We start from the raw sequence: 14784 nt of genomic DNA, 5'->3' as shown, positions 1-14784 counted from the left end.
CTATGAGAACTTTTACTGGAGCGATGATCGCTTTAATTACTCTGGCGATTTTTTCAATTTCTTGTTCAAAGGAACAAACCCTAAGTAGTATTACCTCTCCGGATGGCAATATGGTGGTTAACACTGCCTTAAATGCGGAAGGTACGCCTGTATATACGGTGAGTTATAAGGGAAAAACTATTATTGATACCTCTGCTGTTGGTTTTGAGTTTAAAGGGCAGGAGTACCTTGGAAAAAATATGATTATTGAAGGAGCCACCACCAGTTCCAAGGACGAGACCTGGGAAATGCCTTGGGGAGAGCAGCGTGAGGTTGAAAATAACTATAACGAGCTCAAATTGAGTTATAGTGAGCAAGGGGATTCACCAAGAAAGTTCAATATTTTCATTCGCGTTTTCAACGACGGTTTTGGTTTGCGCTATGAGTTCCCAGAACAAGAATATATGACGGAAGTATTGCTTATGGATGAGCATACGGAATTTGCTCTTACCGGAGATCACGACGTGTGGTGGTTGCCGGGAGATTGGGACATTTACGAACAGCTTTATAGCAATACTAAATTCAGCGCTATTGACGCCATAGCCATGCGAGACCATCCGGCGCTTGTAGCTACTTATATTCCAGAGAACGCTGTGAATACACCGGTAACCATGAAAACGGATGACGGGCTTTATTTGAGCTTCCACGAGGCAGACTTGACCAACTATGCCGGGATGACGTTAAAAGTTGATACGCAAAACTTCAAAATGACTTCGGAGTTGGTAGGTTCTGAAAGACTAGGTGGGAAAGCCAAATTGACGGTTCCTTTTAACACCCCATGGCGTACTATGCAGATCGGAGAATCTGCTGGAGATCTTATTGAATCCAATTTGATTGTCAACCTCAATGAGCCTAACGAGATCGGTGATGTGAGTTATTTCACGCCGATGAAGTACGTTGGGATTTGGTGGGAGATGCACATTGGTAAATCGACATGGGATATGGAAGGCAGCCAAGACATGAACACTTATATTGAAGGGGCTAAGAATTCTTCTCGTCACGGAGCAACTACGGAAAATGCCATGCGTTATATCGATTTTGCTTCAGAGAACGGTATTAAAGGCCTCTTAGTCGAAGGTTGGAATACCGGGTGGGATCAGTGGATCAACACTACCGATAGAGAAGGGGTGTTTGACTTTATGACTCCATATCCAGATTATGATTTTGACGCCGTAATGGCCTACGCTAAAGAAAAAGGCGTTGAGGTGATCATGCACCACGAGACCTCTGCAGCACCACGTACTTATGAAAAGCAAATGGAGGTGGCGTACAATTTCATGAAGAAGAATGGCATGAATTCCGTAAAGACAGGTTATGTCGGGAAGATCATTCCAGAAGGGGAGTATCACCACGGACAATGGATGGTCAACCACTACCACAAGGTGTTGACAGAAGCGGCTAAAAAGAAAATAGCTATCAATGCCCACGAGCCCATTAAAGCCACAGGGAAACGCAGAACCTATCCCAATGCTATATCAAGAGAAGGATTGCGCGGGCAGGAGTTTAATGCTTGGTCTCCAGATGGAGGAAACCCACCAAGCCATTTGCCAACAATTGCTTTTACGCGCATGCTCTCTGGCCCAATTGATTTCACCCCTGGGGTATTCAACATCAAGTTTGACGAGTACAAAACAACCAATCAACTCAATACAACCCTAGCACAACAGCTCGCTTTGTATGTGGTTATATACAGCCCAATTCAAATGGTAGCAGATCTGCCTGAGCACTATATGGTGGATGGAGAAATTCATCCTGCGTTCCAGTTCATCCGCGATGTTGCTGTAGACTGGGAACAGTCTGTAGTTCTTGACGGAGAAGTTGGAGATTACGTGGTAATTGCCCGACAAGAAAGAGGATCTGACAACTGGTTTGTGGGCGGAATTACCGGTGAGACTGTTCGTGCTCAAGAAGTGAGTTTTGACTTTTTGCCAGAAGGCAAAACCTATACGGCTACCATTTACAAAGACGGTGATGGCGCCCATTGGAACGACAATCCTACGGCTTATGCTATTGAAACCGTAGAAGTGACCAAAGATTCAAGGATCACCATTCCAATGGCTGCAGGTGGTGGCTTTGCCATCAGTATTATGGCAAAATAACACCACCATGATTACAGCTCAGAAAACCATTGCTTGGCAACTCTTAGACGATCTTTCAACATCTCATGGGTTTTTAGCCAGCACCTTAGATGAAGACAATTACAAACGTATATGGTCTCGTGATTCTATGGTTTGTGGTTTGGCTGCTTTGATTACAAAGGCTCCTAAACACCTAGAAGCATTCAAACAGTCTCTTTTAACCTTAGCGGCGAATCAGTCCGCAGAAGGAATTATTCCCTCTAACGTTGATCCTAGAAACGGCAAGGTCTCATACGGCTCGCTAGTTGGTCGTATCGATGCCAATACCTGGTTCATTCTCGGGGCTTGTTTGTATTTCAAACATACTGGAGATGAGACTACTTGGAATCGCATTAAACCTAATGTGCTGAAAACCAGAACTTATCTGGTGAATTTAGAATTCAATAACAAAGGCTGGCTTTACACGCCTTTGAGTGGCAATTGGGCAGATGAATACCCGATTCACGGTTATACGCTCTATGACAATTTACTGCGGATGTTGGGAGAAAAAGCCCTCGCCGAATTGGGTTATGATCGTGGTTTTGATGTGGATCAAAAGAGTCTGATCAATTTTTGGCCAGAGTCTAAAAATACCGATCTAGCCCACCATAAAGCAGGTTTTGAGGATGCTCTAGATAAAGGCGTTCAGAATTTTGCAGCTTTTGTTTTACCCGGCTTATACGACCTCAGATTTGACGCAGGAGGTAATGCTTTAGCTTTGTTGTATTGGGATTTAAGTGAAGCTCAAAAAGAGGCATTGCACGGCCGTGTTAGCGGGTTTAAGCAAGAGACAGGCGCCTGTTTAATTCCAGCATTTTGGCCGGTGATCAATGAGGATTCTTACGACTGGAATCTGCTCAAAACCAACTACTCTTACAGTTTTAAAAACCATCCGGGAGATTTCCATAATGGAGGGGTTTGGCCCGTTTGGATGGGCTTGTTTACCCTAGGATTGGCGGCACAAGGTGAATCAGAATTAGTGTCCGAGATCATTAGCGCCTTTGAGCAAGAGTTGCTTTCAAAATCAGACTGGGCGTATCAGGAATACTTCAACCCCATCAGCAAATCTCTAGGTGGTAAAACTCAAATGGGCTACAGTGCGTCTGGTGTGATCTTTATGCAAGAAGCGCTCCGAATGATACAAGCAAAAGAGCGCACAACGGTCTTCCACTAAAATTAACAATTCACCCTTTCGATAACGTTTTCGTTGCGTATATCTCAATTTGTGGGAGCTATTCTTAGAAATGCCTAAAAAATTGCAGATATTAGGTACTCATTCGCAACTAAATAAACAGGTATGAGTATCATTTCTAAGATTCCGAAGCCGCAACTATCTTTTTGGCAGATCTTTAATATGAATGTTGGTTTTTTGGGCATCCAATTCAGTTTTGGACTGCAGCAAACTGCGATCAATCCCATCTTTTCATTCTTAGGAGCGCAGCCAGAAGATCTGCCCTTGCTCAATATCGCTGGCCCTGTAACTGGTCTGATCGTACAGCCTATTATTGGAGCTATTTCTGATAAAACCTGGTCTCCCAAATGGGGAAGGCGAAAACCCTTCTTTTTGATTGGTGCCCTTTTAGGAAGTATCTGTCTTTTCTTGTTCCCGTACAGTCCAGAATTGTGGTTTGCTGTTGGTCTACTTTGGATCTTAGATGTTGGAAACAATATGGCTATGGAGCCTTACCGCGCCTTTGTGGGAGATAAGTTGCCAGAAAAACAATTGAGTCTGGGGTATCAAATGCAGAGTCTTTTTGTGGGAGCAGGAATCGTAATTGCGAATCTATCGATCTTTCTCTTCCAAGACTGGTTTGGCGGCGATGCTGTGGAAACAGCAGGAACCATTCCTACTTGGTTGTATTATTCCTTTTTCATAGGAGCCGCACTCTCTGTGATAACCATTGGCTGGTCGGTTTATACCACGCCAGAAATACCTCCGTCCGACGAGGAATACGAAGAAATCAAACGGCAGAAAAAACTGCCATTTATGCAAAAGGTGCGGCAGCCTTTCTTAGAGATCAAAGAAGCGGTCAAAGACATGCCTAAGTTCATGTGGAAACTCTCTGGAGTCTATCTATTCCAATGGTATGCGCTGTTCTGTTATTGGCAGATGATTGCGCCGATGTTTGAAAAGACCATGGGCTTTGATAAGTCTGAGGCCCTTGCACAGGCTGCTAAAATGAGCAGTACGTACAATATTACCACCATGATCGTTGCCTTAGCCTTAGTGCCGCTTATGGTCCGTTTTGGCGGCAAGAAGATTTACGCCTTGAGTTTGTTGGGCACCGGTTTGGCTCTCTTAGCCATTCCGCATATCAATGATTCTGTCACGGTCTTGTTCCCAATGATCCTGTTCGGTATTGGTTGGGCGGCCATGATGGGGATACCCTATTCCATGGTATCTAAAATCGTTCCTCAAGACAGACGCGGGGTGTATATGGGTATTTTAAACATGATGATCGTGATCCCAATGGGGATTCAAACTTTGACTTTTGGACCAATCTTGGAGCATTTGATGGGCGGAAACGCAGTTAATGCCATATTATTTGCTGGAGTGTTCTTTATCATCTCTGCAGCATTAGCCATGCGACTCAATGTGAATAAAGCTCAAAACGAAGCCTAATGAAAGGACTGGGAATTAAAATCGCATTACTGCTCAATTATTTCGTTTTTGCGATCCTATTGAACAGTGTGGGAACGGTGATCCTTCAGGTGCAACGCAATTATGATATCACCAAAGATGCTGCGAGTGTCTTAGAGGGATTTAAAGATCTTCCAATCGCAATAACCTCCTTTTTGCTGGCTTCCTTTTTGCCTAAGATCGGTCTAAAACGCTCCATGATCATTGGGCTCATATTAGTTGCAGGATGTTGTTGTTTGATGCCATTTACAGATGCCTTTTGGTATTTTAAAGTCCTCTTTATGGCCATTGGAATTTCCTTCGCGCTGATTAAAGTTTCAGTTTTTGCAACCATCGGTTTAGTTACTGATGACGCCAAACAGCACGCCAGTTTTATGAGTGTTTTGGAAGCTTTTTTTATGGCTGGGATCCTGGTTGGAAACGTTGCCTTTAGTTTGTTTGTGGACGATGCAAATCCGAAGTCACAAGAATGGTACAATATGTATTGGTTCCTCGGCGCATTGTCTCTATTGGCCTTAGTGGTGCTGTGGTTCTCTAAATTGGATGAAAGTGCAGCTAAGATCGAATCGCGCAGTTTAAAAGAAGATTTTTATGAGATGTTCACAACCATTGCTAAGCCATTGGTATTGGTGTTTATTGTGAGCGTGTTCTTGTACGTTCTTATCGAGCAGAGCTTCCAAACTTGGTTTCCGACCTTTTATCAAGATATTCTCAATACCCCTTCTTCTATGGCGATACAAGCTGGAGCCGTATTGGGAGGAGCAACTATGATCGGCCGATTCGCCTCTGGAGCAGTCTTGGCTAGAATCAAATGGATCTATGTATTGTCGGTCTGTTTAATTGCCGTGGCTGCGATCATATTGCTGGCTTTACCTCTGGCAGGAAATAGTGAAGTAAGCGGAGATATCAGCTGGACCAACGCACCTTTGGTAGTCTATTTGATGCCTTTATTGGGCTTCTTTTTGGCACCGATCTATCCGACGATCAATTCGACAATACTCAGTTCGCAACCCAAGCATATGCACAGTTCGGTCTCTGGACTTATTGTGATCTTCTCTGCTTTGGGAGGCACCACAGGTTCTATTATCACAGGACATGTTTTTGAGGCCTATGACGGTGCTACTGCCTTCTATTTTGCGCTAGTTCCGGTGACCTTGATCCTGATTGCGATCTGGATATTCTACCGCATGATTCAAAAACAAAGAGCGTTAACGGCTTAAATCAGAAGAAAGTTTCATGGAATTCAAAGTCAATATAGCACAAACGCTTAAGGAGCTTTTGACTCAAGAAGATACTGATGGAGACAAGAAGATCACCATCAATGATCAAGGACCCAAGTCCTTTGCATTGACCAGCACAACAGGTGCTGTTCATACCCTAAAAGGCACTTATGTCCTGTCCAATCTGTTGCAAGAATTGGTTATCTCTGGGCGCGGTGATCAGACAGAGGCAATCATACCTTTGAGCAAATTGGAGGAACCTCCAGCGGATCGGGTTTCCAGAATGATTCGTACTTATTTTTGGCACGGGCTTACCCGCAGTATTGATGCCGATGGAATAGCGGCTCTTGTCTCAGATACAAAGAACGAATTTTTAGCCGAACAACAACTCAAAGTATATGTGCCCTATCAAGATCAGATGGGCTATGATTATTATAAAGCCTTAGAATCGGAGCATCCTATTGAAGTGGTTCGCTTACCTGAAGATATTTCTGCACGTTACGTGGCAGATCTAAACGACAAACCTGGGATTCTGGCCTTGCGCTTGTATCAAGAAGGTGATGTTGTTCTCGGAGCTCCATTTGTGGTACCCGGAGGTCGTTTTAATGAAATGTACGGTTGGGATTCTTATTTTGAAAGTATAGGATTGCACTTGGATGGGAAGTCGCATTTAGCGCAATCCATGGCAGACAATTTCCAGTACCAGATTCAACATTACGGCAAGATTCTCAATGCCAACCGTTCTTATTATTTAACTCGTACACAACCGCCATTTTATTCCAGTCAGATTAGAGAGGTCTTTGAGAAAAACAAGGATGTTCAATGGTTGGCTTCACATTTAGCAACAGCCATAAAGGAATACGAAACTGTTTGGATGGTTCCAGGAAAGCGCCTTACTGCAATTGGTTTGAATCGTTTTTTGGCCGAGGGAATCGGGATCACGCCAGAGGCAGAATTTGGGCATTATGATGCCGTTCTAAAACCCTATGCAGAACAAGCTGGTTTGAGTATTGAAGCTTTTATTGAAGCCTATTCAAGTGGTTCCATAATCAATGCAGAACTAGATGACTATTTTGTTCATGACCGTACTGTCCGAGAGTCTGGCCACGATACTTCTTACCGAATAGAAGGCCGTTGCGCTGATATGGCCTTGGTAGAGCTCAATGCCTTTTTGTATAAATATGAAACTGACTTTGCCGAGTTGATTAAAACGGTCTTTGAAGATCATTTTGTGGTTGGAGATAAAGTTTATCACAGCAATCAGTTTGAGAAGGCAGCAGCCGAACGAAAAAAGCAGGTGGATCAGTATCTGTGGAACGAATCCGACGGTGTTTATTACGATTATGATGTTCAGAAACAAGAGCAGGTCGTCTTTAATTCTGCTACCGCTTTAACCCCGCTTTGGTGTGGATTGGCTTCCGAGCAGCAAGCAGCGTCTTTGGTGGAAAATCTATTGCCAAAGCTCTTGGAGAAAGGCGGAATTGCCTCCTGTGATGGAGAAAGTCGAGGATCTGTTGGCCCTGAAAGACCTCAACGTCAGTGGGATTACCCCAACGGTTGGGCGCCTCACCAAATGATGATCTGGAAAGGCCTTCATGACTATGGATACACTGGGCAATTGCATGAAGTGGTATATCGCTGGCTCTATATGATTGTTCGCAATGCAACCGATTATAACGGAACCATTCCGGAGAAATACGACGTGGTACAAGCCACCCATTTAGTCTTTGCAGAATACGGGAACGTAGGGACAGAATTTGAATACATAACTACAGAAGGCTTTGGATGGATGAATGCTTCTTTCCAGTACGGCCTTACTTTTTTAACAGACCAATTACGCGAGGAGCTCAACGCTTTAACTCCTCCTGAAGATTTATTTTAAGATGTCACAGAACCAACAACTAGATATCATTTGCGCCGGTGAGACTTTGATTGATTTTATCGGAAACCAAAAAGAAAAACCCATAGCCGAGATCAAAGACTATCATAGGTATTTGGGCGGATCACCTACCAATGTTGCGATGAATTTAGCCCGATTCGGATTGAATGTAGGCTTGATCGCTGCTATTGGTAAAGACGGTTTTGGCACCTATATCAAAGCCCGTTTTGAGGAAGCTGAGATAAACCTCAAAGGTTTGCAAGAGGTCGACGCACACCCAACCACAGTGATCTTTGTGTCCCGGACTGAGGGTAGTCCGGAGTTTATCCCGATGCGCGGAGCAGACTTCCAAATCAGTGAAAAACATCTACCAACTGAAAACCTTAAAAATACCCGTTTGTTCCACTGCAGCTGTTTTGGATTGAGTAGACAACCTGCAAGATCCAGTATCCTTGCCGCAGCATCACAGGCTCATGCTGCTGGAGCTACCTTGAGTATTGATATCAATTATGCGCCTTCCATTTGGCCAGACCGCGCGGAGGCCTTAGAAGTAGTCAAGAATTACTGTGCCATGAATCCCCTGATCAAAGCCAGTTTAGATGATGTGGAGCGAATTTTTGGTTATCCTATGGCACCTGATGAACTGTTTAAAACCCTGCATGATTGGGGTGCTAAAATGATCTGTTTGACTTTGGGTAAAAAAGGTGCTATGCTTTCACAACCGGGCGAAGCACCTATAGAATTACCCGCAATGAAGGTAGAAAAGATCATGGATGCAACCGGAGCAGGAGATGCTTTTTGGAGCGGTTTCTTATTTGCGTATCTCAAGGAAATGGCGCCAAGAGATTGTATGAGTACAGGTCTTAAAACTGCTGCGATCAAATTGCAGAATGTTGGGCGGATCCCTGATTATGCCAGTATGCTACACACTGTTCTCAACCTTTAAGTAATGGAAAATTTCACCTACGATGTGGTGATTGTTGGAGGTGGAGCAGCAGGCTTTTTCACAGCGATCAATTTGGCAGAAGCTCGTCCGGAGCTCAAAATCGTGATCTTGGAAAAGTCAAAAGCGGTTCTACAAAAAGTTAGAATTTCGGGTGGTGGACGTTGTAATGTAACTCATGCTGAATTTGATCCAAGAACCTTAACGACCTATTACCCTAGAGGTGAAAAGGAATTGCTAGGTCCCTTTCATAAGTTTATGACTGGTGATACTGTCGCTTGGTTTGAAGAGCGAGGGGTTCCGCTTAAAATCGAGGAGGATGGCCGAATGTTTCCTGTAACTGATAGTTCTCAAAGCATTATTGACTGTCTGGAATCCGAAGCAAATCGGTTCAATATAGAAGTAAAACTTTCCCAGAATGTAGTTGATTTTGAAGCTGTTGACACTGGATTTCAAGTAAACACCGCGACGGCTGACTACACTACAAAACGTTTGGTAATTACTGCGGGGAGTTCTAAAAAGATCTGGCAACTGTTGGCTAAAAAAGGGCATTCTATAGTTTCGCCAGTACCTTCGCTATTCACATTCAATATAAATGAGCCTGAGTTGTTGGCCCTTCAAGGTCTGAGTCAGCTTGCAGATGTACAACTGTTGGATGAAAACCTGAAGCCTTGGCTTTCTCAAAGCGGCCCTGTTTTAGTAACCCATTGGGGATTGAGCGGCCCTGGAATCTTAAAACTTTCTGCGGTTGCGGCTAGAGAGCTGTCCGCTTGTGAATATAAATTCAGCATCAAAGTTAGATGGGTAGATATGCATCCGGAGCAATTACAAGAAGCCTTTAAAAAGCTTCGTTTGGATCGAGCTAAACAACAATTAAGCAATGGCAATACCTTGGAGATGCCCAAACGACTTTGGAACTACCTTTTAGAGCGTTCAGGATTGGATCCTAAAGGTCTCTGGAGTGATCAGTCCAACAAAAAACTGGAAGAACTCAGTAATACTATACTTGGAGACACCTACACTGTGAATGGAAAAAGCACCTATAAAGATGAGTTCGTAACTGCAGGAGGAGTGGCGCTACATGAGGTCAATTTTAAGTCTTTTGAAAGTCGTGTTATTTCAGGATTACACTTGGCAGGCGAGGTAATTGATGTAGATGCGCTTACGGGTGGCTTTAATTTTCAAAATGCTTGGACGGGCGGTTATCTAATCGCTCAAGGAATCGCTACTAGTCTTTAAGCAAACTCGATATAGCAGCCTGAGTAAAAAGTTCAGGGGTATTCCAAGCTTGCTCATGAGGTTGGTCTATGGCCAACTTGGCATGAGTGCAAATTTGTTCAAAGAAGAGTTTACCCGCTGTTTTATTTGAAAAGTTCTTGATCAGCACCGCCGACTTACCGACCTCTGCGATTTTAGCCAGTTGTTGCTCCAGTTCTTCTCGCTGTGCTCTGGCAAAGGGAGTATAGTTGTTTAAGGTGCGCAGTTGCAGAAAGAGCTCAAATGCGGTTGGATCTTTCTTTAAGGCATCAATTAAACTCTGGTATGCTTGCTCCATTAAAGGAATAAAGTCCAGTTCCAAATCTAAGATTTCAATGCTATTGTTCAATTTTTGATAGAACTGCTTAAGCAGATTCCCGTAAAGTTCATCTTTGGAGGCGTAGAATTGGTAAATGGTCCCTATGGCTATATTGGCTTGCCTTGCAATGGACTTCATAGAAGTAGCATGGAGTCCCTGTTGGGCAGCAAGCGAAGTGGCGGCAATAAGTAAGCGTTCTTTTTTCATTTATGAATGAACGTTCATTTTATAAATGTACAAAAAAGATTCTCAACCGAACTTCTCCTTTTTTCCACGCCCACCGATTCCTTCCAATATCAGTATCTTTGTACCCATGTCAGCACTGCATCAGGAATTCGTTCCAAAACCCTACACCAATTCTGTTGAATCAGGTTCTGTAGCCTGGAAATCTCCGAGTAATATTGCCTTGGTCAAGTATTGGGGAAAGCATGGGCAACAATTGCCTAAGAACACCTCAATCAGTTTTACATTGGATCATTGTGCAACCTCCACGCGTTTGGAATTTCAATCCAAACAAGACCAGGGTTTTGACATTACGGTCCTCCTGGACGGAAAAGCGCAACCTGATTTTGTTCCCAAAATTGAAAAATTCTTCACCATAGCCATGCCCTATCTTCCTTTTTTGGAGGATTACAGCTTCACCGTGCATACCAGTAACAGTTTTCCTCATAGTAGTGGTATCGCCTCTTCAGCCAGCGGAATGAGTGCTCTCGCTCTTTGTTTGTTGGACTTGGAAGCTCAGCTTAACGGGAATGGTCTTTCTGAGGAAGGTTTTAAAAAGAAGGCATCCTTTTTGGCTCGATTGGGTTCCGGAAGTGCCGCACGAAGTATAGACGGCGGTTTGGTAGTCTGGGGTGAGCATCAAGAAATTGCAGGTTCTAGCGATCTTTTTGCGGTTCCTTATCCAGAAGCTGTGCATGAGGTTTTTCACGATTTCTGTGACACCGTCCTTTTGGTAGACACCGGTGAGAAAATAGTGAGCAGCACCGTAGGTCACGGTTTGATGCACGGCCACCCATTTGCCGAGCAACGATTTGATCAGGCAAATAACAATATGCAGGCTATTAAGCCAATATTAGCGTCAGGAGATCTTGACGCCTTTATTACTTTGGTAGAATCTGAAGCATTGAGTCTTCATGCAATGATGTTGACTTCTTCACCTTATTTTATTCTGATGAAACCGGCCACACTGGCCATAATCAATAAGATCTGGAGCTTTAGAAAAGAGACTGGTATTCCAGCATGTTTCACCTTAGATGCCGGCGCTAATGTGCATCTTTTGTATCCAGCTCAGCATAAACAGCAAGTACGAGATTTGATTGAAAATGAGCTTAAGGCGCATTGCAAAGAAGGGGCTTTCATCCACGATCAGGTAGGTCAAGGCGCGCTAAGGCTATAATTCTCAAGGATTTAAATTGTCAGTATTTTACTGTTAATGTCAAAATCATATTGTATTTTTGTAATAAGAGGTTAGTTGTAACGTTTTGAGCTAATCTTCGCCCAATACTATATCATGAGAGGACCGCTCTTTTATTCTAAAATCTTGCTCTTTGGTGAATATGGCATCATCAAGGATTCCAAAGGACTATCCATACCGTATAACTTTTACAACGGAGCTTTAAAGATTGATGCCCACAAAACTGTGGCTACGAGAAGATCCAATCAAAGCTTAGAGCGCTTTGCTGCGCATCTCAAAGACTTGCAGCAACAGCAGCCGGAATTGGTTCAATTTGATATGGAAGCATTAGAAGCAGACGTTGCCAACGGCTTGTATTTTGATTCAAGCATCCCAGAAGGGTACGGAGTTGGAAGTAGCGGTGCGTTGGTGGCTGCGGTTTATGATAAATACGCCAGTGAGAAGATTACCGTATTAGAAAATCTAACCAGAGAAAAGCTCTTACAGCTCAAGCAGATCTTTGGCGCTATGGAATCCTTTTTCCACGGCAAATCATCCGGTTTGGATCCATTGAACAGCTATTTGAGCCTACCTATTTTGATCAATTCCAAAGACAGTATTGAGCCTGCTGGGATTCCTTCGCAAGACCAACAAGGTCAAGGTGCCGTTTTCTTATTGGATAGCGGAACCACTGGAGAAACTGCTCCTATGGTGCAGATCTTTATGGAAAACATGAAGCAAGAAGGCTTTAGAAAAATGCTTAAGGATCAGTTTGTCAAGCATACTGATGCCTGCGTAGAGGACTTTTTAAAAGGCGATGTAAGTTCCCTGTTCAGAAATGTAAAAGACCTTTCAAAAGTTGTTTTAGACAACTTCAAACCGATGATCCCTAAAGAGTTTCATACCCTTTGGAAGAAAGGAATTGAAACCAATGCGTATTACCTCAAACTATGCGGTTCTGGTGGGGGAGGCTATATGCTAGGGTTCACGCAAGACATGGATAAGGCGCGCCAAGCTTTACAAGGCCATAAGCTCGAGGTAGTTTATACCTTTTAAAAGAAATACCCCCAACTTTCAATAGTTCACAACAGGATGTTGTCTCGCAAAAACAAACTGCTTATTACCAAGGCACTGAGTTTGTTTTCAGTGGTACGCGGCTATAATGTTCTCGTTTTAGTCCTCGCTCAATACCTGACGTCCATTTATATTTTGGCGCCTCAATTACCTTTAAAAGAGGTGGTTTTTGATCCCAATTTGTTGATGCTGGTCTTGGCCTCTTCAGTGGCAATAGCCTCTGGATATATTATCAATAATTTTTACGACAGTGAAAAGGATCTGATCAACCGACCGCGAAAGTCTATGCTGGATCGCCTGGTCAGTCAGCGAACCAAACTCAGCGTGTACTTTGTGCTGAACTTCTTCTCGGTGATCTTCGCCAGTTATGTGTCCTTTAGGGCAGTGATCTTCTTTTCCGCCTATATTTTTGGAATTTGGTTGTACTCGCATAAGCTTAAAAGAATTACTGGGCTGGGCAATATCATTGCCGCAATGCTTTCTGTAACTCCATTCTTTGCGGTGTTTATCTATTACCGCAATTTTGACACGGTCATTTTTGTGCATGCGACCTTTTTGTTTTTGTTGTTGTGGATGCGAGAGGTTGTCAAAGACCTTGAAAACTTAACTGGAGACCTCACCTTGAACTATAAAACCGTACCTGTGGTTTATGGAGAGCGTGTTGCAAAAGGTCTGATTTCAGCCCTTTGTTTGACTACGCTAGTGCCCATTGCCTTACTGCTGAGGTATTTTGAGGTGGGTTATATGGACTATTACTTTTACGCAAGCGCACTGGCCTTGATCTTATTTTTAGTTGTCCTTTGGCGTTCCAAGCGAAAATTACATTACTTAATTTTACACGGCCTATTGAAAGGAATCATAGTCCTGGGCGTCTTTAGTATAGTACTGATCAATGTCGATCTGATCCTGAAACGATTTTTATAATGAGCAATTCAAACACCCTTAAAGTAGCCATGGCGCAGATTGCGCCGGTTTGGTTAAATAAATCAGCAACCCTAGATAAGGTCTTGGACCAAATGAATCAGGCCGCTGATGAAGGCACAGAGCTGATCGTGTTTGGAGAAGGCGTAGTTCCAGGTTACCCTTTTTGGTTGGCCCTGACTCATGGTGCTGGCTGGAATTTAGACATCAACAAAACCCTACATGCTCATTATGTGAACAATGCAATTTGTATTGAAAAAGGAGAGCTCGATGCCGTATGCGCTTTAGCCGCTAAACATCAGATGGCCGTTTATCTAGGAATTATTGAACGTCCATTAGATCGCGGCGGAAAAAGTATTTATGCTTCACTGGTCTATATCGATCAACAAGGAAAAATCCAATCGGTACATAGAAAATTACAACCCACCTACGATGAACGACTCACTTGGTCACCAGGAGATGGCCACGGTTTGCGGGTACATCCTTTAAAGCGTTTCACGGCCGGAGGCTTGAATTGCTGGGAGAATTGGATGCCTCTGCCGCGTGCGTCCCTCTATGCGCAAGGAGAAGACCTACACATAGCCGTGTGGCCGGGAAGTGATCACAACACCAAGGACATCACCAGATTCATGGCTCGTGAAGGCAGGAGTTATGTGATCTCTGTTTCTGCTTTAATGCGTCCTTCGGATTTTCCAAAGGATACCCCATATTTAGAAGAGTTGCTTAAAAATGCTCCGGATGTTATGGCCAATGGCGGAAGCGCTATTGCCGGTCCCGACGGTGAGTGGATCATTCGTCCGGTTTTGCATGAAGAGGGCAATATCTACGCAGAACTCGATTACGAGCGGGTTTTACAAGAACGCCAGAACTTTGACCCGGTTGGTCATTATTCACGTCCAGACGTGACTCAGCTTCAAGTCAATAGGGCCAGACAGTCTACAGTAAGTTTTAACGATTAAAAATTTTTGCATTGCCCTT

The 14784-nt window shown here is 43.6% G+C and carries 12 protein-coding genes; 11 read left to right on the top strand and 1 reads right to left on the bottom strand.

From position 1 onward, the window contains the following. Nucleotides 1–2 precede the first annotated feature (2 nt). From ACSLP7_RS08890 to ACSLP7_RS08860, 7 genes are all read left to right on the top strand, one after another. On the top strand, nucleotides 3–2138 hold the full coding sequence (locus ACSLP7_RS08890; protein WP_435578962.1) for a glycoside hydrolase family 97 protein: 2136 nt from the start codon (nucleotides 3–5) through the stop codon (nucleotides 2136–2138). 7 nt (nucleotides 2139–2145) lie between these two features. Next, nucleotides 2146–3330: a glycoside hydrolase 100 family protein gene (locus ACSLP7_RS08885; RefSeq protein WP_435578961.1), complete on the top strand. Its 1185-nt coding sequence runs from the start codon at nucleotides 2146–2148 to the stop codon at nucleotides 3328–3330. A gap of 123 nt (nucleotides 3331–3453) precedes the next feature. Then, complete coding sequence (locus ACSLP7_RS08880; RefSeq protein ID WP_435578960.1) at nucleotides 3454–4779, top strand: MFS transporter; 1326 nt, start codon at nucleotides 3454–3456, stop codon at nucleotides 4777–4779. Continuing rightward, nucleotides 4779–6017, top strand: a complete 1239-nt coding sequence (locus ACSLP7_RS08875; protein ID WP_435578959.1) for an MFS transporter — start codon at nucleotides 4779–4781, stop codon at nucleotides 6015–6017. The genes ACSLP7_RS08880 and ACSLP7_RS08875 overlap by 1 nt, the downstream gene beginning before the upstream one ends. 16 nt (nucleotides 6018–6033) lie before the next feature. Continuing rightward, entirely contained in the window at nucleotides 6034–7899 is a 1866-nt protein-coding gene (locus ACSLP7_RS08870) for a trehalase family glycosidase (RefSeq protein ID WP_435578958.1), read from the top strand. Nucleotide 7900: 1 nt separating this feature from the next. Beyond that, entirely contained in the window at nucleotides 7901–8842 is a 942-nt protein-coding gene (locus ACSLP7_RS08865) for a carbohydrate kinase family protein (protein ID WP_435578957.1), read from the top strand. 3 nt (nucleotides 8843–8845) lie between these two features. Continuing rightward, complete coding sequence (locus ACSLP7_RS08860) at nucleotides 8846–10078, top strand: NAD(P)/FAD-dependent oxidoreductase (protein ID WP_435578956.1); 1233 nt, start codon at nucleotides 8846–8848, stop codon at nucleotides 10076–10078. Here the strand turns inward: ACSLP7_RS08860 and ACSLP7_RS08855 are convergent. Continuing rightward, a complete protein-coding gene (locus ACSLP7_RS08855; protein ID WP_435578955.1) occupies nucleotides 10068–10622 on the bottom strand; it encodes a TetR/AcrR family transcriptional regulator in 555 nt (184 codons plus the stop codon). The genes ACSLP7_RS08860 and ACSLP7_RS08855 overlap by 11 nt on opposite strands. A 106-nt stretch (nucleotides 10623–10728) precedes the next feature. On the opposite strand from ACSLP7_RS08855, the gene ACSLP7_RS08850 reads away from it, so the two are divergent. The 4 genes from ACSLP7_RS08850 (at nucleotide 10729) to ACSLP7_RS08835 (ending at nucleotide 14765) form a co-directional block, all read left to right on the top strand. Further along, nucleotides 10729–11814, top strand: a complete 1086-nt coding sequence (locus ACSLP7_RS08850; RefSeq protein ID WP_435579042.1) for a diphosphomevalonate/mevalonate 3,5-bisphosphate decarboxylase family protein — start codon at nucleotides 10729–10731, stop codon at nucleotides 11812–11814. Nucleotides 11815–11928: 114 nt separating this feature from the next. Then, entirely contained in the window at nucleotides 11929–12867 is a 939-nt protein-coding gene (locus ACSLP7_RS08845; RefSeq protein ID WP_435578954.1) for a mevalonate kinase family protein, read from the top strand. A 36-nt stretch (nucleotides 12868–12903) separates the two neighbouring features. Next, nucleotides 12904–13809: a geranylgeranylglycerol-phosphate geranylgeranyltransferase gene (locus ACSLP7_RS08840; protein ID WP_435578953.1), complete on the top strand. Its 906-nt coding sequence runs from the start codon at nucleotides 12904–12906 to the stop codon at nucleotides 13807–13809. Beyond that, nucleotides 13809–14765, top strand: a complete 957-nt coding sequence (locus ACSLP7_RS08835) for a carbon-nitrogen hydrolase family protein (RefSeq protein WP_435578952.1) — start codon at nucleotides 13809–13811, stop codon at nucleotides 14763–14765. The genes ACSLP7_RS08840 and ACSLP7_RS08835 overlap by 1 nt, the downstream gene beginning before the upstream one ends. The last annotated feature ends 19 nt before the right edge of the window (nucleotides 14766–14784 follow it).

The organism is Gilvibacter sp., from assembly GCF_965601605.1.
Taxonomy (GTDB): Bacteria; Bacteroidota; Bacteroidia; order Flavobacteriales; family Flavobacteriaceae; genus Gilvibacter.
The sequence above is the reverse complement of the archived record's forward strand: the minus strand, read 5'-3'. Positions and strand labels throughout refer to the sequence as shown.